This is a genomic window from Thalassospira sp. HF15, assembly GCF_011806525.1.
Classification (GTDB): domain Bacteria; phylum Pseudomonadota; class Alphaproteobacteria; order Rhodospirillales; family Thalassospiraceae; genus Thalassospira.
The window spans coordinates 415,944-439,952 of record NZ_JAAVKI010000004.1 but is presented as its reverse complement, the minus strand read 5'-3'; the positions used below and the strand labels follow the sequence as shown (position 1 = coordinate 439,952).

Genomic DNA, 24,009 nt, shown 5'->3' with positions numbered 1-24,009 from the left:
TCCTTCGATCATATCCAGGCTTTGGAACGAATGTTCTAGTATTCCACTGAAGATGGGTCTATTGCGCCGCAAAATCAATAAGAGCTTTTTGTTTGCCAGACGACGGGGCTTACGAGGCGATCCGGTTCAGTGTGACAAAGCTGTAATCCGGCCCTTCGGGATTGTCGATTTTCTGGCGTGCGGTTTCGTGCCATTGATCGGCGGGCAGGGGATCAAGGAAGGTGTCGCCGTCAATCTCGGCATGGACTTCGGTCAGCTCATAGCGCGTCGTAAAGGGCAGGGCGAGGTGATAGATCTGCGCACCCCCGGCAATGACCACTTCGTTGACGCCATCGCGCACGGCAATTTCATCAGCTACTTCAACGGCTTCTTCAATAGTGTGACAAACCCTCACATTTTCGTGGTCAAACGACCAGTCGGTATCGCGCGTCACAACAATTGTCGTACGTTTGGGAAGCGGACGTCCAATGGCCTCAAACGTGACGCGGCCCATGATCATTGGCTTGCCAAGCGTCAGTGCCTTGAACCGTTTAAGGTCTTCGGGCAGTTCCCATGGCATCCAGCCATCCTTGCCGATCGCGCCATTGGCCGCAGCCGCGACCACGGCAGCCCGTTCAATTTTTTGATCCGTCATCAGACAGCAACCTTGCCGGCAATATGCGGATGCGGGTCGTAACCAACCAGTTCGAAATCATCATACTTGAAATCAAAGATCGATTTGACGGCCGGGTTGATCTTCATGGTCGGCAGCGGGCGGGTATCGCGCGACAGCTGTTCTTCGACCTGATCAAGATGGTTGGTGTAAAGATGCGCGTCCCCAAGGGTATGGACAAAATCACCGACACCAAGGTCACAAACCTGCGCAATCATCATGGTCAGCAGGGCGTAGGAGGCGATGTTGAACGGAACACCCAAGAAGATATCCGCACTGCGCTGATAAAGCTGGCAGGACAATTTACCGTCGGCGACATAGAACTGGAACAGGCAGTGACATGGTGGCAAGGCCATGTTGGGCACATCGGCAACATTCCAGGCCGACACGATCAGGCGGCGGGAATCGGGATTGTTTTTGATCTGGTCAATCAGGCCCGTGATCTGGTCAATGGTTTCGCCATTGGCACCCTGCCATGACCGCCACTGACCGCCATAAACCGGGCCAAGGTCGCCGTTTTCATCGGCCCATTCGTTCCAGATTCGAACGCCATTGTCCTGCAGGTATTTGATGTTGGTGTCGCCATCAAGGAACCACAGCAATTCATGAATGATCGATTTCAGATGCAGCTTTTTGGTGGTGACCAGCGGGAAACCTTCGGAAAGGTCAAAACGCATCTGGTGACCAAAGATCGAAACAGTCCCGGTGCCGGTTCTGTCTTCCTTGCGCGTACCGGTGTCACGCACCAAGCGCATCAGATCAAGATATTGCTGCATGCTATGTCCTGCATTTTTGGAATCACTTTTGTCGCAGCATAGTCAGGTCGCGTGGCACGGGCAAGCGACGCCATCTGATCTTTGTCAGGCCGCTAATCAAACTGCTTCTGCTGACAGGAGGTGTCAGGACATGTCGCGCAAAATCTTAAAGGGTGGGTATACTCAACCGCCTGAATCTTGGTTGCAAACGCCGCATGGGAGTGTCGATCTTGCAAGAAGCTGTTCAATGGGTTGATTGGGATGGAAACGGTCTTGAATATTGTGTCTGTCAGTCCGGGCCGGACGGGATAAGGCTTGAAGGAGTCGTGATCGGGACGCGTCACGGACACTATGGCGGGTCTTACCTTGTGGTGACGGATGCCGCGTTTGCCACACGCGAGGTCAAGGTAAGCTATGTCGGCGGGGCGGACATGCATGTGACAGCGGACGGCAAGGGAAACTGGTTTGACTGCATTGGGCAGCGGGAATTGCCGTCTTTGGCGGGGTGCTTTGACGTTGATATCGGTATTACACCGGCGACAAACATGCTTCCGATCAAGCGATTGAAGCTGTCTGATGGTGAAGCGCGCGATATTTCGGCGGCTTACGTGCCACTGCCAAGCCAGATAGAGGGTGACTTTCTGCCAAGCAGCGCGCAGCAGCGGTACACCTGTTTGGTTCCGGGCCAGCGCTATCGCTATGAGGGGTTGTTTCGCGATTTCTCTGCGGAGCTTGAGATCGATGATACGGGTCTTGTGATTGATTACCCGGATACCTTCCGTCGGGTGTGATGGGGCGTAAAATCGGCGATTGCACGTTACCCCGATCACGAAATGTTCCCGCGAAAATCAAAAAAAGATTTCCCGATTCCCCTTGTGAAAAGGGGGCGGTTTACCCTATATAGGGGCTGTCGGGGCAACTCGACTACGGCGCTAAACTGCGTGACAGAATAGGCTTTACGGACCCGGGGGCGGTACCCGGCGGCTCCACCAAATTTATCGGTTGTCCGACTCAGACAATCTTCGTGGGGCCGAAATAGGATCGACGTGAGCAGTAAAAGTCAATGTGGGCGCTCGGCATGGTACCACCGCATCGGGCCAATGTTTGTAAATGCAAACGACAACAATGCTCCGGTTGCTGTTGCTGCGTAAGCGGTACTAGCACCAAAGCGAAATTCCGATTGCCGGGAGCGGTAATTTGGTGGGGGACGGGGCACCTAGCAACAGAACGCCCCACTCTTGTATTTCTTTCCCGCTTCGTTATGAATAGAGTCATGATCAAACGCGCCAAGATGCAATTGGCGTGCAGAGATGCCATATGACAATGACGGGACACGCCGGACATCCCCGGTGGTTTCGCCAGATACAGGATTACTGATGCAAGAACCGGAAGAATTCCGCTACGATCTTATGGTCGACCAGGCACTGCGCGGCGTGGTGAAAGATATCCTCGCGCGCGTAGCCGAAGAGGGCCTTTTCGGAGAGCATCACTATTATATCACGTTCCAGACCAATCATCCCGGTGTGGCGCTGCCTGAAAGTCAGCGCAAGGCGCATCCCGACAACATCACGGTTGTCCTGCAGCACCGGTTCTGGGATTTGAAATCTGAGGATGATCACTTCTCGGTGGGCATGAGCTTTGATGGTATGCCGACCACGGTTGTCGTGCCTTTTGATGCGATGCTGGCCTTTGTCGATCCTTCTGCGAACTTCATGCTGACATTCAGTGTCGAAGAAGAAATGGATGATGCAGATTTCGACTATGATGAAGATGATGATCTTGATGCTGATTTGATCGAAGACGAAGACGGCACACCGACCCTGGTGACTGAGGCGTCCAAATCTCGCAAAAAGCCGAAGCCGGATGCCAATGAAACCGGCGAGGTCATCGCACTTGATGCGTTCCGTAAGAAATAGGCTGTTTAAAGGGCGGGTTTAATCCGCCCTTTTTCTTTGCCTGTTCCCGTTGATGCTTCCCGCGTCCGGTGCAAGGCGTACCCCTAATGTATCGTGGCAATTTGATACAATTGGCGCTAAAACCAGCCACACAAAGAACAAACCCACCTTGTTTTTGAGAGAGACGAGAACCTTCCCATGAGTGATTTTGTCTATAAACCCATGTTTGATCAGGGTAAGGACACCACCCCTTATCGCAAGATCGGGGACGAGGGTGTTTCGACCGTTGACGTCAATGGCGAGACCTATTTGAAAGTCGAACCCGAAGCGATCGAGAAACTGACCCTTCAGGCTTTCTTTGATTGCTCGCACCTTTTGCGTCCGGGGCACCTCGAACAGTTGCGCAAAATCCTTGATGATGAAGAAGCCACGGCCAACGACAAGTTCGTGGCGATGGATCTTCTGAAAAACGCCTCCATCGCATCGGGCGGTGTCTTGCCGATGTGTCAGGATACCGGGACGGCCATCGTCATGGGCAAGCGTGGTGGCAAGGTCATCACCGATGGTTCTGATGAAGAGGCGCTTTCGAAGGGTATCTGGCAGGCCTATCAGAAACACAATCTGCGCTTCTCGCAGGTTTCGCCGAAAAACATGTTCGAGGAAAAGAACACCGGCTCGAACCTTCCGGCACAGATTGATCTTTATGCGACCAAGGGCGATGAATACAAATTCATGTTCATGGCCAAGGGCGGTGGATCTGCCAACAAGACCTTCCTGTTCCAACAGACCAAGGCACTTCTGAACCCGGAAAGCCTGCGCAAATTCTTGGATGAGAAAATCCGTACGCTGGGGACCTCGGCATGCCCGCCTTACCATCTGGCTGTTGTCATTGGTGGTACCTCGGCCGAGGCATGCCTTAAAACCGTGAAAATGGCATCCGCACGTTATTACGATAACCTGCCGACCGAAGGCGGCGATCATGGTCAGGCCTATCGCGATCTTGAATGGGAACAGAAGATCCTTGAAATGACCCGTGAAATGGGCATCGGTGCACAGTTCGGTGGCAAGTATTTCTGCCACGATGTGCGTGTGATCCGTCTGCCGCGCCATGGTGCAAGCTGCCCGGTTGGTCTGGGTGTGTCGTGCTCCGCCGACCGTCAGATTCTGGGTAAGATCACCAAGGACGGTATCTTTATCGAGGATCTCGAACATGATCCGGCGAAATACCTGCCGCATGTCACCGATGAGCATCTTGATGACGAGGTGGTCAAGGTTGACCTCAACCGTCCAATGGATGAGATCCGCAAGCAACTCTCGCAATATCCGGTTAAAACCCGTCTGTCGCTGACCGGGACCGTGATCGTTGCGCGTGACATTGCACATGCCAAGATCAAGGAACGCCTTGATGCCGGCGAAGAGATGCCGGAATACCTGAAAAACCATCCGGTGTATTACGCAGGCCCGGCCAAAACGCCCGAAGGCATGCCGTCCGGATCGTTCGGACCGACCACGGCTGGTCGTATGGATGCCTATGTTGAACAGTTCCAGGCTGCTGGCGGTTCATTCGTCATGCTTGCCAAAGGTAACCGTTCCAAGGCGGTCAAGGATGCGTGTAACAAGTATGGCGGGTTCTATCTGGGCTCCATCGGTGGTCCGGCTGCCCGTTTGGCACAGGATTGCATCAAGAAGGTCGACGTTCACGAATATCCGGAACTTGGCATGGAAGCCGTCTGGAAGATCGAAGTCGAAGACTTCCCGGCCTTCATCGTGATTGATGACAAGGGCAATGATTTCTTTGCCGAATTTGGCATCTGATCAGAAATCACTGACTTGAATATCCAAACGGCGCAGGGGCAACCTTGCGCCGTTTTTGCTTTGCATGGCAGGCTCTACGTCAAAGGGGTTGCCGTCTTCGCAGATGCGTGATCGAATTCAGTATCAATCGCCCCAAATTCAACCCCTTACTGGATAATATGTTATGTCTAAAACGTCCGCGCTCTCTGCCACCGGTGCGACGGAAAGCCGACTGGTTGGTGTGACCGCCGCACTTGCGACGGTTTGCATCTGGGCCGGTTGGCTGATTGCCACCCGCTATGCCATGACATCAAGCTTTACTGCTGTTGATATTGGCCTGATGCGTTTTGGAGTGCCTTTTGCGCTGCTTGCCCCGATATGGATTAAGAAAGGCATTTGGCCCAAGGGTCTTTCCGTGACCAATGGTCTTCTGATGATCCTCGGTTCTGGCGCGTTTTATACCCTTATGGTTGCCAGTGCCCTGCAATTTGTCCCGGTCAGCCATGTTGGCATTCTTTTGCCCGGTGTTATGGCCGTTTGGGCCGTTTTAATTGCCATCCTTCTGTTTGGTGAACGTCCGGGCAAGGTCCGTATCGTTGGCTACGCAGCGGTTATCGTTGGCGTACTGTCACTGGTTGCTTTGAAACCGGCTGGCGTGATCAGCAGTAACATGCTGATGGGGTATGGTCTTGTATCGGTCGGGGCGTTCATGTGGGCGTGCTATACCCACGCCATGCGTCAAAGCGGTCTTGGTGCGCTGGAAGCGGCATCCTTTGTCGGTTTCTGGTCTTTTGTTGTCATGGCGATCATTGCGTTGTTTACCGGAACGACCCTTGGCGATGCTCCGATGGGCGAAATCATGATTCTGATCACAGCCCAGGGCCTTTTGGCCGGATGTGTTGCTGTGATCACCTATGGCCTTGCCGTGCGCCATATCGGATCGACCGGTGCATCTGCGTTTGGCGCCATGACACCAGCACTCACAGCCCTTGGTGGTGTAATCCTGCTGGCGGAACCGGGCAATCTTGCGCTGGTTCTGGCCGTGGTTCTGGTGATCATGGGTGTGATGACCGCATCGGGCGTATTTCGTCGCATTCGGGTTTAAACCCGATACACTCTATTGCCCGGCGTTCTGGCCCGTTAAATGGGCGGTACGCCGGGCCACCATCCGTGCCAGTGGTGGTCCAAAGGCCAGCACCATGAAGAAGCGTGTGGCCTGCAGCACCAGAATGAAGGAGAGATCGACATTCGTGCTGGCGGCGATGATGGCAACAGAATCAAGTCCGCCCGGACTGGTTGCCAGATAGGCAGTCAGTGGATCGATATCCATAAACACCACCAGAATGCCTGAAATCCCGGCACAGAACCCGATCAGAACAAAGATCGATAACAGTATTTTGGGCAGTGCATAGGCGGCGTGACGCAGGACAGGCGGGGTGAATTTCAAACCGATCACCCATCCGATCATGGCGTAGGTCAGCCCCAGAAACCATTCCGGCAGTACCACATCGAAAAAACCACTGACATGCAGGATCATGGTGACAATGATCGGCACCAGAAGCGGGCCGGACGGCAGGCGAGATTTCTGTCCGACAAAACAGCACAGCGCTGCCAGACAAACCGTCAGGACAAAGCCGCCCGGATCAAAGGCCGGGAACCAGTCATGTGGCCCCATGGCCACCAGCATATCCGGATCGACCCAGAAGTTGGCAACACTTGATGCCACCCCGACCACGATCACCACGCGGACATATTGCATAAAGGCGACCAGCCGCGCATCTGCGCCAAAGGCATCCGCCATGATTACCATCGCGGATGCGGCACCGGGTGTTGATCCCCATATCCCGGCGGTTCCGGGCAGAACCTGCTTGACGCATAAAATCCAGCCCAGAAAGCTGCTGGCAAGCAGCGTGATGCCGGTAATGCCAAGGATCATCGGCCAGTCGGTGGCAAAGGATGTCAGGATGCCAACTGTCATCGATCCGCCGATCATCACGCCCAGTACCGCTTGGGCTCCGAGATAAAGCGGCGTGGGGGCAGCAATGGTAGCACCATTGGTTCCCATCAGAATGCCAATGATCATCGGACCCACCAGAAGCGATGCCGGAACCTGCCAATGATGGAGCAGAACTGAAAACACCAAAGAGATAGAAATCAGCAATAGCCATTGAACTGGTTTGGGGAGGCGGCCAAGCCGTTCTTTAGGTGGATTTGTCGATAACGGATCTTGTTCTGGGGACACGATTGGGGCCTTTGTCGTGGATGTCAGGCATCTGATCGCGGGTGGCGCGATGTGACGTTGGTATGGCGCTGTGGGGCGCGCCAAGGTGGGGAAGGTAATTATAGCGGCCTACCGCGAAGGATGCGAGTATTTGAATGACATCGTCGGAACCTGCCCGCACGCCCAACACTCAGAAAGGACCCTGTTTTGAGCACCGATCCAATCCGTTTTCAGTTTGATGGTGATGAAAATGCCACCCATACCATCGTTCTTGCCCATGGGGCCGGGGCGGCGATGGATAGCCCGTTCATGAACGAGATGGTGGGGGAACTGGCAAAGGCAGGTTTGCGCGTTGTGCGGTTTGAATTCCCCTATATGGCCAAACGCCGGATTGATGGCAAAAAGCGCGGACCGGACCGGGCGCCGGTTCTGATCGAGTTTTACGGCGACGTTGTGCGCCAGCTTGGCGGGCCGGAAAAACTGATTATTGGCGGGAAGTCGATGGGTGGCCGGATCGCCAGCATGGTGGCAGATGATCTGGGTGTGGCCGGGCTTGTTTGCCTTGGATATCCGTTCCATCCGCCCGGCAAACCAGAAAACCTTCGGACCGAACATCTCGAAACCCTAAGCACACCAACCCTGATTTGTCATGGCACCCGGGATCCATTCGGCAAGCCAAACGAGATTGCGGGTTATACGCTCTCCGATCATATCGGGCTTCATTGGGTCGAAGACGGTGAACATGACTTCAAGCCGCGCAAAAGTTCCGGACGGACCCAAAGCCAGAACATCGCGGAGGCAGCCCTGGCCATAGCGCAGTTTGCCAAGGCGCGCGTGTAATCAGGACGGCCCGCCATATCGGCGGGCCGTTGATCTGCATTTTGCGGGGCTTTGGGGCGCAAGGGAGGTTTAGGCGAGTGCGCCTTCGCCGATATCCTTGAACAGCTGCGCATATTCAGGGGCCAATTCGCCCGTCGGGCTTGCGATATCAATGCGCACGCCATTGGGGTCCAGAAGCGCGAAATGCCGTTGTCCCCAAGGTTCATCACGCAATTCCATTGCGAACTCGAAACCGGCATCGCGCAGTTCTGCCGCGGCATGGCGGGCTTCTTCGACTTCAAGACACAGCACGCTTCCTTCGCCACTGGTTGCAGCATGGAAAATATCGGGCTGGGTATCGTGATTTGGTCTCATCAGACCAATCTGGACCGACGGGGCAGATGACCAGACAAGCTGGCAATACCATTCGCCATCAAAGACGGGTGTAAAACCCAGCTTTTTGTAAAAGGCCCGGCTTTGGGTGAATTTCTCGGTGATGATGATCTTATGGGCGTTGGTGACTTTCATCGTCATGCTCCTGACGTTGGGGGTAAATCCTGTCCCGATTTCGCAATGGTTACACAACCCTCCTGACAGGAGCCTGTCAGGAGCGGTATGATAATTTTTGGGGCAGGATGACGAAGGAGTGAACATGAGACGGGCCGACCGACTATTTCGCCTTGTGCAGATCTTGCGCCGCCGGAAACTGTGCCGTGCATGTGATCTGGCCGAGGAACTTGAAGTTTCCGAACGCACCATTTACCGCGATATTCGCGACCTTGCCGCGTCAGGAGTCCCGGTCGAAGGGGAGGCCGGCGTTGGTTATATCCTGCGCGATGGCTATGACTTGCCGCCCTTGATGTTTGATGCCGACGAGATCGAGGCCCTTGTTGTTGCAGCCCGCATGGTTCAAAGCTGGACTGATCCGCAAATGGCACGTGCTGCGGGTGATGCACTGACCAAGATCGAGGCGGTCCTGCCCGAGAAAATTCGTGGCCTGGTCGGTGGTGTTCCGATTGCGATTGCCGAAATCGCGCAGGAACCCATTGCCATTTCGATGCCGGACCTTCGCCGCGCCATTCGAGAACGGTTTTTGATCGATATCGATTATACCGATGCAAAGGGGGACAATACTCGCCGCCGCGTCTGGCCGCTTGGCATGCTGTTTTTTGGCAGTACCTGGCTGTTGGCCAGTTGGTGCGAGTTGCGGGAAGCCTTTCGCGTTTTTCGTGCCGACCGGATTGCCCATATGGACATATCGACCGCACGTTTTCGCCCGGTTCCCGGGCGATCCTTGCGTGACTATCTGATTTCCGAAGGGGTCGAGGGCGAGATACTCAATGGCATCGGTCGATAATGAATTTGTCTTGATGGTCACAGAGCTGTTGTCGCCGCTTGGAACGATCCGCCCGCGACGGATGTTTGGTGGCTTTGGGCTTTATTGTGACGGGATGTTTTTCGCGCTTGTGTTTGATGACGTCCTTTACCTCAAAGGTGATGAACAAACACAAGCGACTTACGACAAGATCGGGATGGCGCGGTTTGTGGTGCCATCGCAAAAAGCCCCCCATACCATTGCCTATTTCGAAGCGCCGGGTGAATGGCTCGACGATCAGGATCGGTTGCTTGAATTTGCCCAGATGGCGTTTGGTGCAGCCCTTCGCGCACAGGCGGCAAAGAAACGCCCCAAAAAGAGCGCAGGCAAAAGATCACCGCGCGAGAAGAAGCCTTAGTATGCCCGCGCGCAGCGGATCTTTCATTGCAGTCCACAATCAGGGATGTTCCGTTGGATAATTCTGTGTAATATTTTTACATGACAACGAATGCATTAGGTCTCTGACAGGTGGCAGCCCCTCGTATCTGGCAAGGTATTGCCGACACGCTTAAAATTCGGACCGACAAGCCGGAACTGCTGCGCGCGCAGGTCGGTGCGCTTTCGCGTCAGATTCCCTTCCTTTACATGCTGCTTCTGGCCAATGCGGTTGCCCTCGCCTACACCCACTATGGTAGTGCACCTGACTGGATGACGATCTATTCCGTGATTGTTCTTGGTACGATTTGTATCGTTCGCGCAATCGCGTGGGACAGGGCTAAAATTGATGTTGATGATATTGATGCCTGCATAAGACATCTGAAACGTATCAGGGTGCTGGCGGTTGTCATCGCCGTCCTGTTTACCGTGTGGGCCATCACCATGTTTGGCTATGGCGATGCTTATCAGCGCGGCCATGTTGCCTATTTCATCTCGATCACGGTTGTTGGCTGTATTTTCTGTCTTGTGAACTTCCCGCCTGCGGCACTGCTGGTTGTTGCGATTGTGCTTGGCACCTTCGTGATTTTCTTTGGATCCAGCCACAACGAGGTTTACGTCGCGATTGCAGTGAATATGGCGTTGGTTTCCGTGATGATCATTCAGATCATTCGAAGCTTTTATGCCAATTTTTCCGGCCTGATCGAAACCCAGAAGGATCTGGAAGTCCAGCATCAGGCAATGATCGAGTTGTCACGCCAAAATGAGAATTTGGCGCTTATTGATCCTCTGACCGATTTATCAAACCGTCGCGCCTTTTTCTCCGTGCTGGAAAACACGGTGAAAGATGCAAAGGACAATGAAACATTTGCTGTTGCGATGATTGACCTCGACGGGTTCAAGCCTGTCAATGATGTGCATGGTCATCCATCTGGTGATGAGCTGTTGCAGCAGGCGGGAAAGCGGCTTCGCAGAATCCTTGGTCCCGAGACGCTTCTGGCGCGTTTGGGCGGGGATGAGTTTGGTTTGCTCCTGAAGGGTTATGGCGACCCGCTGGAACTGATGGCGCTTGGCAAGGAGCTGTGTGACGACCTCAATCGACCGTTCATTCTGAACGGCGTTACGGTTCAGGTGTCGGCATCTCTTGGGTTTGCGACCTATCCGACTGTGGCGCGCAGTCCGAACGGTTTGTTCGAGCGTGCCGACTTTGCCCTGTATCACGCCAAAAAGAATGCCCGGGGTGAAGCGGTCCTGTTTGCGGCCCACCATGAAACACTGATCCGCCATGATTCCCAGATCGAACAGGCGCTTCGCAAGGCGGATTTGTCGAAGGAACTCAGCCTGTATTATCAGCCAGTCTTCGATATCCAGTCCGGCGAGGTCTGCTCACTTGAGGCGCTTGCCCGTTGGGAAAGTGTCCTGATGGGGCCTGTTTCGCCGGGGACATTCTTCCCGGTTGCCGAAAAGACCGGGCAGGTCAGTTTTCTGACGCGGGTTTTGTTCGAAAAGCTCATGAATGATATGGCCGACTGGCCTGAAAAGCTGCCAGTATCCTTTAACCTTTCTGCACGCGATATTGTCTTGTCAGACACCGTGGAATGGCTGATTGAGGAGATCAAGAAATACAATATTGATCCCGGTCGGTTGACCTTCGAAGTCACTGAAACCGCATTTTTGCGCGATTTCGCGGCGGCACGGACCAGTATCCGGTATTTGCGCGATCACGGCGCGCGCATTGCCCTTGACGATTTCGGGATTGGTTATTCCAGCTTGCGCTATGTTCACGAGCTGGAATTCGATGTGCTCAAGGTGGATCGCAGCTTCGTCTCCCCGTTGCCACAGAACGAACGCAGTCGCCGGATCGTCAAGACGGTGATCGATATGTGCCAGAACCTTGGCATTGATTGCGTGCTTGAAGGGATTGAAAACGAAAACCAGCGCGATGTCCTGACCACCTTGGGGGGGCGGTTGATGCAAGGCTATTTCTTTGCACGTCCCAATCGTGAAGTCAGGCTTGATGCGTTAGAGGATGCCCTTAAGCATTAGGTCCTGAGCACTGGGTCCAAGCGTCCGCGTCAATGCTATGTCTCGTCATAGCAGGCCTCCCAAGCTGCGACTCGGTTAATCTTCTCGCAACTGAATGACGGTACTCTGTCAAAAGGCGAACCGATATCTGCACAAAATAGCACAATCATCGGTTCCGGATTTTGGCGGGAACGGGGCCGTGACCATGTCGTCGCAGACAGAGACTTTGCAAACCTCAGCAATGGCCATCGCGGGCGAGATTGACCTTGCGCCTGAAATCCGCTCCCGTCTGCGTGATCTGATTGACAGCCTTCCCGACCAACCGGCTCGTCTCAGGGTTCTGGGCCATGTATTGCTTGATCTCGGTCTTTCCGAGTTGGCCCTGAATGCGTTTGGTCGTGCATTGCTGATTGATGATCTGGATGGGGCAACCCATTTGGGCCTGACGCGGGTCTATATCCAGACCGGTCGTCGTGATCTGGGTCTTGAACATCTTGAAATCGCCATTAGCCTGCGTCCGGACGCACGGGAATTACGGGTTCTTGCCGCCGATTTGCTTGGTTGTCGTGACAAGCTGCGTGCCCTTGATCAACTTGGTGCGGTTCTGGCCTCTGAGCCGGATCACGCCGGAGCGCGCAAGGGGCTTGCCAATCTGGTTCGCGCGGTGATCGCGAACCGTCTGCAGGTGAGTGCCGGTAATTCTGGTCCAACCCGCCCTGAAATGGTTTCGGACCATCGGTGTGTTGTTTGGGGTGATATCGAGCCGTTCGGCGACCTTGTGCAATCCAGTATTGGCGGAAAGCATTACGCTTCCTGATCTTGTCAGCCTGAAAGGGCTGACGGAATCTGCGCTGATTGCAAGGACACAATCGTAAAATCATCGTCAAGTTTTGCCGGGGCCCGATCCATGAACTGATCGGCGATCTGTGCTGCCAAATCAATATCGGCGCCACCTTCAGTAACCGTATCCTGCAACATTGTGAGCAGCCCTTCCTCAGACAAGAACTGCCCGTGATCAAGTGTGGTTTCAATCAGCGCATCACTGTACAGCAGCAGGAAGCTGTCCTTGTCGAATGGTACTTCGCGGGTTTCGTATTTTGCATCCCGAATGACGCCAAGCGGCACCCCCGATCCATCAAGATAATGCGCATCACCGGTTACAGTGTTGCCCAGCACCGGTGACGTGCAGGCGGCACTGGCATAGGAAAAAACGTTCTTTTGCTTATCAATGATGCCATAGAGCATCGTCGCATACTGGCCGACCGGCAACAGCCCCTTGAGACGGCGGTTAAGCACCTGCAAATAGGCATCTGGCGTCTGATCATGGAACTGTTCTGACCATATCAGGGAATGCAATCGGAATGTGTTCAACGCGGCCCCAAGTCCGTGACCGGCGAAATCAACGATATAGACCCCAAGGCGGTGGGCATCGATCGGTACCAGCCCCCACATGTCCCCGCCCAGCTCCGACGACATCTGGAAGGTCGCACTGATGCGCATGCCGTAATCCATCCCCACACCGCGATAATGTTCCGGCGCAGGGTTGAGGTTTTCCTGCATGTCGCGCGCAAGTTCGAGTTCGGATTGCGTGCGTTCCTGATAGGCCTGAAGCTGTTGGACCAGAAGCCGGTTTTCAAGATGGATCTTGGTGCGTGCGATCAGCTCGGCCTTGTTCAAAGGCTTTAAGATCAAATCCGTCGCCCCGTCATCGAAAATGCGGGTGCGCCCCTCGTTCTCTTCAAGCGCTGTCTGGGCAATGATCGGGGTTGTGGCATAGGCCGGGTCGGCACGAAGCGCCTTGCATACCGCATAGCCGTCAAGCTTGGGCATGATGATATCAAGAATGATCAGGTCAGGATTGTGTGCCTTGACCTGGGCAAGGGTATCTTCACCATCCTTGGCAAATACAAGGTTGGTAAACCCGTCGGCACGCAAATAGGATGCGATAATTTCACGCGACAACATCGTGTCATCGGCGATCAGGATGGTTGCGTTTTGGGGATTACGAAGTCCGGTATCGGTTGATGTTGCCAACCGATGTTCAAGGTCGGAAAGAAACGCGACCTCCGGGCTAAGCTTGGCGGATTGGTCATCGTCAAATGTCAGTTCGATGGTGCGTCCATCGCGTAGAAAACTGACCGACTGGCAAAGACTTCTGATCAGGGGTAATCCCCGGCCAAAGGTGCTGTCCTTGCGGGTAATGTCGAGGGTTGCCTGTTCGTCAGGTGGGGTGAAGCCCTGACCCTGATCGCTAATGCTGATTACGACCTGACCATTCTTGCGGCGTCGCGCTGTCAGGATAATCGCACGGGCACCATGGTTTGCAGATGCAAGACGGCGCTCTGTTTCCTCACCAAGTTCCTTGAAGCGGTCCATGGATAAATGGCCGCCAGTATTGAGTTCCAGATTGCCGTGCACCAGCGAGTTGGCAAAAGCCTCCTGAACGGCCATTTCAACTGATGATGCGATGCTGTCACCAATCAGTCCGCGATGGCGCAGGCTGGTGACAAACTTGCGCGCAACGGGCAGGTGATAGGCACTGCGTGTGGAAAGACAGACCATGAGGTCCTGTTTGGGGCGCGACTTTTTACCAGATAGCGGAGCAAGGTCGTCCAGATCGAGTTCCGGGAAGCATTCGACAAAGGTTTCGCAATTGAGCCGGATCAGACTGCCAAGCCAGTCACGTCCAACATACGGCGGCATAATACAAAAGGAAAAATGCCGCTGACTTGAAAAGTCTTCCGGTGTTTGACCAAACGCGTATTTGACGGAAAATGCATCTGGCGTTTTCCAGATGTTTGAGCTTTGGACAAGTCGATCGACGTCTTCTTGCGCAACAGATTGCGCAACGGCGATCAAATGCTTTGCACGTGATTCCCCGCCAGCAGGCATTGATCAGTCTTCCAAACGGAAGAGGGTGTCAAAACGGGCGACTTCAAGCATGCGCTTTACTTGCCCCTGTGCACCACGCAAGACGACAGTGGTGTTGGTTTTTTCACTCTCATCGCGGGCTAGCAGCAACATCCCTAGCCCGGCGGAATCAATGAAATCGACACCGGAAATGTTCAGGACAAGCGTAGATGCTTCATGTCCTCGGACTTCTTCGATCAGTTTGCGAAAACTCGAATGATCCCCAAATGTAAAGCGACCGGTCACTTCAACTGTGGTGGTACCATTGGTGAATTCTGTCTTGTAGTTCAAGTCCGTACTCCCTTGAAGCGAGTAGCCAAGGCCGAAACCCCGGTAAAGGCTATGCTTTTCTTAACGTTGGTATGATTGTGTATGGTTTGGGCGGTGACCGCAACAAATGTTAGTAGTTGTGGGATAAGCAACACTGTCGGTATGCTGACCCATAGTTGTATATCGGGATACGAACAAGAAAATGCCAGAGCAGGCACGCATTGTAATTGTTGAAGATACACTTTCGCTGGCGCGCGTGTATCAGGATTACCTGCGTGCGGATGGCCATTTTGTTGACCATGTCGTCAGTGGCACCGACGCCATTGAACGACTGCGTCAGAACCCGCCGGATGTCCTTGTTCTTGATTTGATTTTGCCTGACATGGATGGTCGCGAGGTTCTTCGTGCCGCTTCCCAGATTGCGCCCGACTGCAAGATCGTGGTTATCACCGCGCACGGATCAATCAATGTCGCTGTCGAAGCCATGCGTGAAGGCGCGTGGGATTTTCTGTTAAAGCCGTTTACAGCAGACAAATTGCGCGAAACCGTGGCAAAGGCTGTCGAAGGTGGGCCGTCGCCACAGCCAGACGCCGAAGTTGACCCACAAGACGCTGATACCGACGAGATGTATTTTGACATCATCGGCGGTTCGGAAAACATGCGCGATATCTATCGCATCATTGAAAACGCTGCCCCGAGCCGTGCGACCGTGTTCGTGACAGGTGAGTCGGGCACCGGCAAAGAGCTTGCAGCAGAGGCAATCCATCGCCGTTCGGAACGTGCAAGAGAACCTTTCATTCCGCTAAACTGCGGCGCCATCCCCAAAGACCTGATGGAAAGCGAGATTTTCGGTCACGTGAAAGGCGCCTTTACCGGTGCTGTATCTGATCGTGAGGGGGCTGCGCACCGCGCTAACGGCGGCACATTGTTCCTTGATGAAATCTGCGAAATGGATCTGGATCTACAGACCAAGCTTCTGCGATTCATTCAAACCGGGTCCTTCCAGAAGGTCGGTGGCAGTTCGATTGAAACGGTCGATGTGCGTTTTGTCTGTGCAACCAACCGCGACCCACTTGAAGAAGTCCGGTCCGGCCGGTTCCGTGAAGATCTTTATTATCGGCTGCACGTCATACCGCTGCATATGCCGCCACTGCGCGATCGCGATAATGACATTCTGCAGATTGCCAATTTTTATTTGCAACGCTTTACCCGGGAAGAGGGGCGCGATTTTGAACGCTTTAGCCCCGAAGTCTCAGCCCTGTTTGCGCGTTATTCCTGGCCAGGGAATATTCGCCAGCTGCAAAACATCATCCGTAACATTGTTGTTCTGAATAACGGGACGGAGGTCACGCTGTCGATGGTGCCCCGTCCGGTCAATAGCGGTTCGGACGGGGATCAGTTCGGCTCAGGTACGATCGAGGCCCCGCCACCCCATCCGGTTGTTTCAAACGAGCCCGGTAGCCCGGGACGCCTTTGGGAAGGCGACCCCGAAGCGCTCGCCTTCCTGGCGGGTGCACGTCAGATGCGCAAGGTTGTTGAAAATCATCATTCCGAGCGCAGCAATCAATTGCTTGGTGCAAGTGTCGGGGTTAGCGTCGGTGCAGATGAAGGCCCAGCTCTGTCGCCATCTCCATTTGCAGCTGATGGCAGAACCTTTGGCGAGATCAAGCCCCTGTGGCAGGTTGAAAAACAGGCCATTGAAGACGCGATAGAACGCTGTGGTGGATCCATTCCGCGTGCGGCTGATGCGCTCGGTGTCAGTCCTTCGACCATCTATCGCAAAAAGCAATCCTGGGAAGAAAGTGAACGCTAAGGCGTCGTAGTCATTGGGCTAGCCCAATGCTGCCATGGCTTCTTCAAGGCGTTTCCAATCTGCAGCCGTCCCGGGCAAGCCGAAGCGAACCTTGTTGGCGTCATGATCAAACAGTCGGACCAAAATCCCCTTTTGACCAAGATGATCGGCCAAGGCCTTACAATCTGTGCCTTGATAGTACCGAAACAGATCTGTTCCCCCTGAAAGCTTTAGCTTGCTGTTCTCTGTCACAAGCTGATCCAGCCGTGCTGCATCATTGCTCAGTCGGGTTCGTGTATCCTGTTGCCAGGATTGATCCAGAAGGGCTTGTGTGCCGACAACCAATGTAGGCCCTGGAATGGCCCATGGACCGATGCGATTTTCAAGGTCGCGCGCAAGGTCGATATCCATTATGGCACAGCCAAGCCGTGCCCCGGCTAGCCCGAAAAACTTGCCAAATGACCGCAGGATAATCGTGGTTGGTAATTGATCAATATACCGACAGACTGACTGGTTTGGTTCGCAGTCCATAAAGGCTTCGTCGACCACAAGCCAACAATCACGTGTTGCTGCGAGTTGACCAAGCGCGATGATATCTGTGGGTGGATAGATGGCCCCGTCCGGGTTGTTCGGATTGACCTGCACAACGACTGTTCCGGCATCTGCCGTGCGCAAGATATCCTTAGCCCGGTCGCATCTGTCATTTGGAATGGTTTGATGGTTATCGACCGGATAACAGGCGCGCAACCAGCAGCGCTCATGCTCGCCATATGTTGGCCCCATGATATGCACGTTTGGCTCAGTCGGGGATGCCATCCGGTCTTTAAGCCAGAAGGGGATCGTCTGGATCAGGGCCTGCGTGCCCGGTGCGCAGACAATGTGCTTTGTTGTGGGTGTCTGATAGTAAGCTTGCGCTGCCTGCTTTAACGCATCGAGTTCTGTTGCCAGCGGCAGTCTTTGCCAATGTGCGCCATCAATGCCGCGAACCGGGTAGGCTAACGGATTGATGCCAGTGGATAGATCAAGCCATTCAATTGCAGGAATACCGTATCGCTGCGCTGCCCGATCAATTGCCCCGCCGTGATTGATCGGGGCCTCTGGCTTGGGGTGAATGAGGTCTTTTGTCATGTCGGGTGCCAAGCCTGATCCTGATTGCCATCGAGAAAGCGTTGCGACTGTGTGCTGTGTTTTACGCGCTTGCTATTGCAGAATGTGCTGCGTATCGTCCGGCCATATTCAATACCGGACATTTTCCCATGATCACACCCCAAAACGCGACCGACATCAAGGTCTGGCAAAAGCTTAATCCGCAGCTGTCCATTTCCGAGGGGGGAAGCCCGGATGACGGGCGTTGTGGTGGCTTTGACGCTGGCGTGCTTTCTGATCGTTTCTGGGATGAAGGCTATTTTCTGATCAGGGATATTTTGCCAACCGACGATCTTATGAAACTGCGCATCGGCATTGAGGCGCTGGTTGCTGGCGGATTGTCGCCAGCGTTGATCTATCTCTATGACGAAGCGTGGGATGTGTTTCGTCGCCTGCGTCCATTGCTGACGCATTTTCTGGGGGACCGGGTTGCGCTGTTACCGCATTTCTGGGCCTGGCACGTTGATCCCCGGACAGATGGGAGCGGATGGCCACCCCACCGTGATTATCAGGGGGAGAGTGTGATTGGGGATGACATGCTGATCAGCCTTTCTCTTTGGGTGCCGCTCAGCAATGCGACGCCTGATAATGGCTGTATGCATGTCTTGCCGCGAAACTTTGAAAAGAGTTACCAGACGCCGGTTTCCGAACCGAGCCAGGTGCGTTTGCAGGATGTTCGCGCACTTCCCGCCAAGCCCGGTGCCGTCATGGGATGGCGGCAAGATCTATATCACTGGGGCGGGCGGGCAAGCCCCCATGCCAGCGAGCCACGGATCAGCCTGTCCCTTGAATTTCAGAATGCTGCTTTCGACCCGCTTGCCAATGAATTGCTGGCACTGGATAATCCGCCTGCGTTTTTGCAGCGTCTGGCTTTGATCGCCGCACAGTTTGACAAATACCGTCACATGCAGTCGACGGATGCCAAAACCCTAAATTGGGCGCAAGAGGTGATAAATGCGTGCTCGGCCCTCGCGACCAAATAGCCGACGATGAGATTGCGCTTGTTTGTCCGTCTTGAGAAATATCGTGTGAACGCCGATAATGATCTTTGCAGCACGGGAAGGTGTGCAGATGGAATTGATTGATATCGCCCGGTTTGACGAGTTGTGCGACGCCCTTGGCAAGGATCAGGTCCTGCTTCTGGTTGATTTGCTGCCTGCCTCCTATGAGGAAGAACGCGCGCGTCTTGTGGAAGCCTTAGACAACAAAGACCAAGGTGGTGTTCATCGGTCTGCTCATGCGATCAAGGGCATGGCTCGAAATATGGCAGCCCTGAGGCTGGCCGAAGAGGCCCTCGCACTTGAAAGTTTCGACGGCGATTTTGGTGATCCGCTTCGTGATCGGATCGCGGCGCTCGATACGACAGCGAATGAAACACTTGTCGCGATGCGTGACCTATTGACGACCAAATAGTCTGCAGGCTGGCTGTAATGCTGACCCGGACCAAGAACGGGTCGCCTCATAGAAATTGCCGCGCCGAATTTTTCTATTTTTGCTCAGTTTGTTAGACCTGATGACGGTGAAAAATGTCATTGGTCGATAGAAAATTCCGCAAAACCCCCCTACATGAAATGTGGACGCACTTCAATTCAGCGAAGCTGAACAAAGTGCGCAGACTGCTTGTGACCGTCCCACATAGGAGGCAAGAGTGGTGAACTACAATAAACTCTCTGGAGAAACTGATCGGCAAACTTCTACGCGTCGGCTGCACAATGCGCCCAAATACGATAAGTGGCGAAGAGATGACCTGTACCATCTGGCCGTACAGAAGGGGATCAAGAACCGGGCAAACATGTCGAATGAAGAACTGGTGGCCGCCTTGCGACATGCCCAGTCAGGTGCGGGCTAACACGCCCGAGATTTCATATTGAAAGTGTGAAGTACCGGTTTCAATTTTAACGCCAAGTTTGTATACAGATGTATATTCAAATCTGCTAAACGGGTTGGATGATATCCGACAATTGATCGGGTTATTCCAAGGCATTGCAGGACTTGAAGGCGTCTGTCTTTCATGGGTTGTATGGCAGTTTGATACCCAGCAATGCCAGCGCAAGCGATGAAAGATTGCTTTGGCAGATGGAAACAAGAACAAAAAACCGAAAACAGGAAACACCTTTGAAGCCCCTCGCCGTGCCTTTTCTTTTGGGACTGATTGCTTTGCTGGTGATGCCAGCACAAGCCCAAGTGATGAATTCCGGTCCTGCAGACACGCCGCCGCGCATTGCTTTCATTAATCCGGGATACGGTGATCGCGGTTTCTGGAAAGACGTCCGTGATACCATGCAGGCTGCGGCCGATCAGTTCGGGTATGAGCTGATTGTTTTCGATAGCGACCGCGACAGCAAAAAGATGATCGAAAGCGCACAGAATGTTTTTGCGCTTGATCCTGCACCCGATTACATCATTGCCGTGAATGAGCATCAGCAAGGAACCCGGATCGTTCTTGAAGCGGAAGAGCGCGGTATTCCTGTGGCAATGTTGCTGAATGATCTGACAGATCAACAGAAGAAAGCGCATGGCTACCCGGGGAAGGATTTTGAAAACTGGATCCTGTCACTGACGCCAGATAACGAACGGGCTGGTTACGATATTGCCAAATCCCTGATTGATGGTGCGCGGCTTGAAAGTGAACATCAGCAGCCCGCGCCGTTGTGCCTCATTTCAATCGCAGGTGATCGCAAAACCCCGGCTTCACTTCAGCGCTTGCAGGGCCTTGATCATGCGCTCAGCCGTTTTCCACTTTTAAAGGAACAGCGCCGCCTGGTCGCCAACTGGTCATATGATGAAGCGTACCGTCAAACCGAAAACTGGCTGAACCGCGGTGGATGTGTTGATGCCATCTGGGCGGCAAATGACGATATCGCGCTTGGCGCAATTGCTGCGCTTGAGAAAGCGGGTCGCAAGCCGGGAAAAGATGTGTTCGTCGGCGGTCTGAACTGGTCGCCTGATGGTCTGCAAAAGGTCGCAGAAGGCAAGATGACCATGACCCATGGAGGGCATTTCTTTGCCGGTGCATGGGTCATGGTTTTGCTACATGATTACATCGAAGGAGTTGAATTTCTGTCCAACCATCCCGAAATTTCTTTCAGGATGGAGGCCATTACGCGCGATAATATCTCCTACTTCGCAGATGTTCTTGATGGCAGGGATTGGACGCACCTGAACTTTGGTGATTTTAGTATTGCCAATTCTCCATCTGGCACAGACTATAGCTTTATGCTGCATCCCGGAGATGGCCAACCGGATTGACAAACAAAAGCCATTCCCGGTAACCCCATCAGGAAGACGAGGTAGATACGGTTGGCAAGGGACTCTCACGAAACGCAAGGAAATGCTCTTGCCAGTTTGAAACTGGGCAGCACGATTGCCGCTCGTCAGTTGAAATATTCACTTTTGCTGGCTGTGGTCCTTGGGCTTGTGATCATCGCAATCCGTGGATATCAGGACTATAAATGGCTTGATGGCGTCTATCATCAGGCCAATCAACGAATCATTTCCTCAAGCGTCCCGGTCGCAACGCAGGTGCTGGTTAAGCGGGACCGTGAATTGGCCGATGTTCTGGCGCGCGGGATGCTTAACAATCGTTCCATCGCGCGCGTGACCCTGACCAATGCCCAGGACGGAATTTTCTTTGAGCTCAAGCGGCCGGCTGGCGAAATTTCAACATCGCACTGGGCAGAGAAGATGTTTGGTGGTTTACAAACCATCACGGTTCCGGTTCGCGATCCGGATCGCACACCTGTCAGCACCATCGGCGAAATGATCATAGACCTGAACCCGCAAGTCTATGTGAACGCTTATACGACACGCCTTTCATGGTCTTTTCTGGCAACCATGGTTCTTGCCGCGACGATGGCGATGTGTTTTGCCGCCATGAGTTACTATGTGTTTTCCCGGCCCGTGATCCGGTTGGGAAACTATATTGTCAACTCCGACCCGACTGACGTTAGCCGTCCGTTGCAAATGCCGCCAGAACATCGCCATGACGACGAAGTGCAATTGCTTGGATCGGTGACGGTTGGCCTGTTTGGCACGATCCGTCAGCAACTTGGTCAATTGCGAAGGGCGCGCGACGAACTCCAGAATGCGAACGTCACCCTTGAAGAGCGTGTCAAACAACGTACTCAGGAACTAAACGAAGCGATGGGCAAGCTTGAAGTGCTTGCCTCAACGGATCCGCTTACGGAACTGCCAAACCGGCGTGCCTATCTTGGACGGCTGGAAGAAGCCATCTCGATCTGGCGCCGTCGCGATACTCCTGTATCCGTTATTCTGCTTGATATCGACCGTTTCAAGGCGTTGAACGATACATATGGTCATCAGGCCGGTGATGCTGTTCTGGTTTCCTTGGCCGAGACGCTACGCAAAACCTTGCGCACAATCGATCTTCCGGCCCGTATGGGGGGCGAAGAGTTCGCAGTCCTTCTACCCGGCGAGGAACTGGAAGGTGCGATGATCGTGGCCGAACGTCTGCGTAAGGAGCTTGAAGCGAGCAGCGTCGACTACGAAGGAAATACGCTTTCCTTTACCTCAAGCTTCGGTGTTTCCGGTCTGCCGTCGACGCAGGGGATGGCAGAGCTTGACCCGGACGTGGCAAAGCAGTTTGAAGCCCTGCGAAGTTCGGAACGAGCCGATATTTCGGGAATACTTTACTCGCTGGCGGACCGGGCGCTTTATGACGCCAAGACCACGGGCCGCAATCGTTGCAAGCTGGCGGATTTCAAAACGCTTTGCGAGTTGAAAGACCTTTTCCCGTCCGACGTCTGAGCGGAAAACTCAGCCGAAACGAAATACTTGAGTGTGATATCGCAGGTCTTTAGCTGCGCCCGTCGTCATTACCCTGACGCGAAATTCGAATATCGCGGTGGATTGAGACGCTCATCAACAGACCAAAACTGACAAGGATGGTCATCATCACCGTGCCACCATAGGACACAAGGGGCAGGGGAACACCCACGACCGGAATAAGCCCCATCACCATGGCGATATTGATGAACACATACAGGAAGAAGGTTGAGGTCACGCCGATGGCGACAAGGCGACCAAACTGGTTCTGACAACGTAGCGCAATGACATAGCCATACGTGATCACCAGTGCATAAAGCCCAAGCAGCGCCATGCCGCCCACCAGACCGAATTCTTCGCCCAGCATGGTAAAGATGAAATCGGTCTGCTTTTCCGGCAGGAAGTTCAGATGGCTTTGGGAACCAAGCATAAAGCCCTTGCCAAACAAGCCGCCAGAGCCCAGCGCGATCTTGGACTGCGTGATATGGTAACCGGCTCCCAGCGGATCGTTTTCCGGGTTCAGGAAGGTCAGAACGCGGTTTTTCTGATACTCACGCAGGAATTGCCAGCCGATGGGGATGGCGGCCAATGCGCTGCCAAGGACGAGGGCAAATTTCCAGATGCGCACACCCGCCAACCAGAAAATCACACCACCGCCGGCGATCAAAAGCAATGTCGTGCCAAGGTCAGGCTGGCGCAAAACAAGCGCGGAAGGGGCGGCGATCATCAAAAGTGGTGGGATCAAAAGCGTGATGCGCCCGACATCCTCAGCGGTCAATCCATGGAAATAACGCGCGAGCGCCAGAACCAAAGAGATCTTCATCAATTCGGAGGGCTGTAGCTGAAAGAAGCCAAGGTTGATCCAGCGTTGTGCCCCCATGCCGATATCACCCTTGATCTCGACGGCAATCAGCAAAATCAGCGCGACGAAATACGAAAAATAGGCAAGCTTCAGCCATATGCGTATGTCGGTAACCGCGATAATGATCATAAGTGCCGCACCAATGGCAAAACGCACCATCTGGCGTTCTGCCCAGGGTTGCAGCGATCCGTTGGCGGCGGAATACAGCATGGCAAAGCCGATCCCCGACAAGGCTGCAATCAGCAGAACAAGTGTCCAGTTAAGCAATAGCAACCGCCGCCCAATCGGGACGTAATCAGGATCTTCACCAATACGATATCTGCTTCCCGCCAT

The 24,009-nt window shown here is 53.9% G+C and carries 23 protein-coding genes and 1 other RNA gene; 16 read left to right on the top strand and 8 right to left on the bottom strand.

Annotation, left to right across the window (positions count from 1 at the left end):
• Positions 1–109 precede the first annotated feature (109 nt).
• Both HED22_RS11500 and HED22_RS11495 read right to left on the bottom strand, forming a co-directional pair.
• Positions 110–634, bottom strand: a complete 525-nt coding sequence (locus HED22_RS11500) for a dihydrofolate reductase (RefSeq protein ID WP_167722230.1) — start codon at positions 632–634, stop codon at positions 110–112.
• Complete coding sequence (locus HED22_RS11495; protein WP_167722228.1) at positions 634–1,428, bottom strand: thymidylate synthase; 795 nt, start codon at positions 1,426–1,428, stop codon at positions 634–636. The genes HED22_RS11500 and HED22_RS11495 overlap by 1 nt, the downstream gene beginning before the upstream one ends.
• 209 nt (positions 1,429–1,637) lie before the next feature.
• Between HED22_RS11495 and HED22_RS11490 the strand changes: the two genes are divergently transcribed.
• From HED22_RS11490 to HED22_RS11470, 5 genes are all read left to right on the top strand, one after another.
• Positions 1,638–2,198, top strand: coding sequence for a putative glycolipid-binding domain-containing protein (locus tag HED22_RS11490; protein WP_254869972.1), 561 nt, complete (start codon positions 1,638–1,640; stop codon positions 2,196–2,198).
• A gap of 79 nt (positions 2,199–2,277) precedes the next feature.
• Positions 2,278–2,644, top strand: a transfer-messenger RNA (tmRNA) gene (gene ssrA / locus HED22_RS11485).
• 139 nt (positions 2,645–2,783) lie between these two features.
• Positions 2,784–3,323 carry an SspB family protein gene (locus HED22_RS11480; protein ID WP_167722224.1) on the top strand — a complete coding sequence of 180 codons (540 nt, stop codon included), beginning with the start codon at positions 2,784–2,786 and terminating at the stop codon, positions 3,321–3,323.
• A gap of 177 nt (positions 3,324–3,500) precedes the next feature.
• Positions 3,501–5,117 carry a fumarate hydratase gene (locus HED22_RS11475; RefSeq protein ID WP_167722222.1) on the top strand — a complete coding sequence of 539 codons (1,617 nt, stop codon included), beginning with the start codon at positions 3,501–3,503 and terminating at the stop codon, positions 5,115–5,117.
• A 163-nt stretch (positions 5,118–5,280) separates the two neighbouring features.
• Positions 5,281–6,201 (top strand): DMT family transporter, encoded by a 921-nt coding sequence (locus HED22_RS11470; RefSeq protein WP_167722220.1) that lies wholly within the window; start codon positions 5,281–5,283, stop codon positions 6,199–6,201.
• A 12-nt stretch (positions 6,202–6,213) separates the two neighbouring features.
• On the opposite strand, the gene HED22_RS11465 is transcribed toward HED22_RS11470, so the two are convergent.
• Positions 6,214–7,338, bottom strand: coding sequence for an AbrB family transcriptional regulator (locus HED22_RS11465; protein WP_167722218.1), 1,125 nt, complete (start codon positions 7,336–7,338; stop codon positions 6,214–6,216).
• A gap of 186 nt (positions 7,339–7,524) precedes the next feature.
• Between HED22_RS11465 and HED22_RS11460 the strand changes: the two genes are divergently transcribed.
• Entirely contained in the window at positions 7,525–8,157 is a 633-nt protein-coding gene (locus HED22_RS11460; protein WP_175581203.1) for an alpha/beta fold hydrolase, read from the top strand.
• Between the two features lie 69 nt (positions 8,158–8,226).
• Here HED22_RS11460 and HED22_RS11455 read toward each other — a convergent pair whose 3' ends face one another.
• A complete protein-coding gene (locus HED22_RS11455) occupies positions 8,227–8,664 on the bottom strand; it encodes a VOC family protein (protein ID WP_167722216.1) in 438 nt (145 codons plus the stop codon).
• Between the two features lie 124 nt (positions 8,665–8,788).
• On the opposite strand from HED22_RS11455, the gene HED22_RS11450 reads away from it, so the two are divergent.
• The 4 genes from HED22_RS11450 (at position 8,789) to HED22_RS11435 (ending at position 12,728) form a co-directional block, all read left to right on the top strand.
• The gene (locus tag HED22_RS11450; protein ID WP_167722213.1) at positions 8,789–9,493 is read left to right on the top strand and encodes a YafY family protein; all 705 of its coding nucleotides are present in this window, start codon (positions 8,789–8,791) and stop codon (positions 9,491–9,493) included.
• A complete protein-coding gene (locus tag HED22_RS11445) occupies positions 9,477–9,869 on the top strand; it encodes a TfoX/Sxy family protein (protein WP_167722211.1) in 393 nt (130 codons plus the stop codon). Before HED22_RS11450 ends, HED22_RS11445 begins: the two co-directional genes overlap by 17 nt.
• A gap of 110 nt (positions 9,870–9,979) precedes the next feature.
• A complete protein-coding gene (locus HED22_RS11440; RefSeq protein ID WP_167722209.1) occupies positions 9,980–11,932 on the top strand; it encodes an EAL domain-containing protein in 1,953 nt (650 codons plus the stop codon).
• 184 nt (positions 11,933–12,116) lie between these two features.
• The gene (locus HED22_RS11435) at positions 12,117–12,728 is read left to right on the top strand and encodes a hypothetical protein (protein WP_167722207.1); all 612 of its coding nucleotides are present in this window, start codon (positions 12,117–12,119) and stop codon (positions 12,726–12,728) included.
• Positions 12,729–12,733: 5 nt separating this feature from the next.
• Here the strand turns inward: HED22_RS11435 and HED22_RS11430 are convergent, their stop codons facing one another.
• Positions 12,734–14,803, bottom strand: a complete 2,070-nt coding sequence (locus HED22_RS11430) for a SpoIIE family protein phosphatase (RefSeq protein ID WP_167722205.1) — start codon at positions 14,801–14,803, stop codon at positions 12,734–12,736.
• 3 nt (positions 14,804–14,806) lie between these two features.
• The gene (locus HED22_RS11425) at positions 14,807–15,112 is read right to left on the bottom strand and encodes an STAS domain-containing protein (RefSeq protein ID WP_167722203.1); all 306 of its coding nucleotides are present in this window, start codon (positions 15,110–15,112) and stop codon (positions 14,807–14,809) included.
• Between the two features lie 181 nt (positions 15,113–15,293).
• On the opposite strand from HED22_RS11425, the gene HED22_RS11420 reads away from it, so the two are divergent.
• Positions 15,294–16,904, top strand: coding sequence for a sigma-54 dependent transcriptional regulator (locus HED22_RS11420; protein WP_167722201.1), 1,611 nt, complete (start codon positions 15,294–15,296; stop codon positions 16,902–16,904).
• Between the two features lie 18 nt (positions 16,905–16,922).
• Here the strand turns inward: HED22_RS11420 and cobD are convergent, their stop codons facing one another.
• The gene (gene cobD / locus HED22_RS11415; RefSeq protein WP_167722199.1) at positions 16,923–18,011 is read right to left on the bottom strand and encodes a threonine-phosphate decarboxylase CobD; all 1,089 of its coding nucleotides are present in this window, start codon (positions 18,009–18,011) and stop codon (positions 16,923–16,925) included.
• Positions 18,012–18,139: 128 nt separating this feature from the next.
• Here cobD and HED22_RS11410 point away from each other — a divergent pair, with 128 nt between their 5' ends.
• From HED22_RS11410 to HED22_RS11390, 5 genes are all read left to right on the top strand, one after another.
• Complete coding sequence (locus tag HED22_RS11410) at positions 18,140–19,012, top strand: phytanoyl-CoA dioxygenase family protein (protein WP_254869968.1); 873 nt, start codon at positions 18,140–18,142, stop codon at positions 19,010–19,012.
• 88 nt (positions 19,013–19,100) lie between these two features.
• The gene (locus HED22_RS11405) at positions 19,101–19,442 is read left to right on the top strand and encodes an Hpt domain-containing protein (RefSeq protein WP_167722197.1); all 342 of its coding nucleotides are present in this window, start codon (positions 19,101–19,103) and stop codon (positions 19,440–19,442) included.
• 238 nt (positions 19,443–19,680) lie between these two features.
• Positions 19,681–19,878: a hypothetical protein gene (locus HED22_RS11400; protein ID WP_175581190.1), complete on the top strand. Its 198-nt coding sequence runs from the start codon at positions 19,681–19,683 to the stop codon at positions 19,876–19,878.
• Between the two features lie 266 nt (positions 19,879–20,144).
• The gene (locus HED22_RS11395; protein WP_167722194.1) at positions 20,145–21,278 is read left to right on the top strand and encodes an ABC transporter substrate-binding protein; all 1,134 of its coding nucleotides are present in this window, start codon (positions 20,145–20,147) and stop codon (positions 21,276–21,278) included.
• A gap of 96 nt (positions 21,279–21,374) precedes the next feature.
• Positions 21,375–22,796, top strand: a complete 1,422-nt coding sequence (locus HED22_RS11390; RefSeq protein WP_254869966.1) for a diguanylate cyclase — start codon at positions 21,375–21,377, stop codon at positions 22,794–22,796.
• Positions 22,797–22,845: 49 nt separating this feature from the next.
• On the opposite strand, the gene rodA is transcribed toward HED22_RS11390, so the two are convergent.
• Positions 22,846–24,009 carry a rod shape-determining protein RodA gene (gene rodA / locus HED22_RS11385; protein ID WP_167722190.1) on the bottom strand — a complete coding sequence of 388 codons (1,164 nt, stop codon included), beginning with the start codon at positions 24,007–24,009 and terminating at the stop codon, positions 22,846–22,848.

What these genes read in the sequence shown, in the direction of transcription:
- HED22_RS11405 (WP_167722197.1), top strand. Translation starts at nt 19,101, where the DNA reads ATGGAATTGATTGATATCGCCCGGTTTGACGAGTTGTGCGACGCCCTT.
- HED22_RS11420 (WP_167722201.1), top strand. Translation starts at nt 15,294, where the DNA reads ATGCCAGAGCAGGCACGCATTGTAATTGTTGAAGATACACTTTCGCTG.
- HED22_RS11480 (WP_167722224.1), top strand. Translation starts at nt 2,784, where the DNA reads ATGCAAGAACCGGAAGAATTCCGCTACGATCTTATGGTCGACCAGGCA.
- HED22_RS11435 (WP_167722207.1), top strand. Translation starts at nt 12,117, where the DNA reads ATGTCGTCGCAGACAGAGACTTTGCAAACCTCAGCAATGGCCATCGCG.
- HED22_RS11410 (WP_254869968.1), top strand. Translation starts at nt 18,140, where the DNA reads ATGATCACACCCCAAAACGCGACCGACATCAAGGTCTGGCAAAAGCTT.
- HED22_RS11455 (WP_167722216.1), bottom strand. Translation starts at nt 8,664, where the DNA reads ATGAAAGTCACCAACGCCCATAAGATCATCATCACCGAGAAATTCACC.
- cobD (WP_167722199.1), bottom strand. Translation starts at nt 18,011, where the DNA reads ATGACAAAAGACCTCATTCACCCCAAGCCAGAGGCCCCGATCAATCAC.
- HED22_RS11500 (WP_167722230.1), bottom strand. Translation starts at nt 634, where the DNA reads ATGACGGATCAAAAAATTGAACGGGCTGCCGTGGTCGCGGCTGCGGCC.
- HED22_RS11495 (WP_167722228.1), bottom strand. Translation starts at nt 1,428, where the DNA reads ATGCAGCAATATCTTGATCTGATGCGCTTGGTGCGTGACACCGGTACG.
- HED22_RS11470 (WP_167722220.1), top strand. Translation starts at nt 5,281, where the DNA reads ATGTCTAAAACGTCCGCGCTCTCTGCCACCGGTGCGACGGAAAGCCGA.
- HED22_RS11450 (WP_167722213.1), top strand. Translation starts at nt 8,789, where the DNA reads ATGAGACGGGCCGACCGACTATTTCGCCTTGTGCAGATCTTGCGCCGC.
- rodA (WP_167722190.1), bottom strand. Translation starts at nt 24,009, where the DNA reads ATGGCGGGAAGCAGATATCGTATTGGTGAAGATCCTGATTACGTCCCG.
- HED22_RS11445 (WP_167722211.1), top strand. Translation starts at nt 9,477, where the DNA reads ATGGCATCGGTCGATAATGAATTTGTCTTGATGGTCACAGAGCTGTTG.
- HED22_RS11475 (WP_167722222.1), top strand. Translation starts at nt 3,501, where the DNA reads ATGAGTGATTTTGTCTATAAACCCATGTTTGATCAGGGTAAGGACACC.
- HED22_RS11430 (WP_167722205.1), bottom strand. Translation starts at nt 14,803, where the DNA reads ATGCCTGCTGGCGGGGAATCACGTGCAAAGCATTTGATCGCCGTTGCG.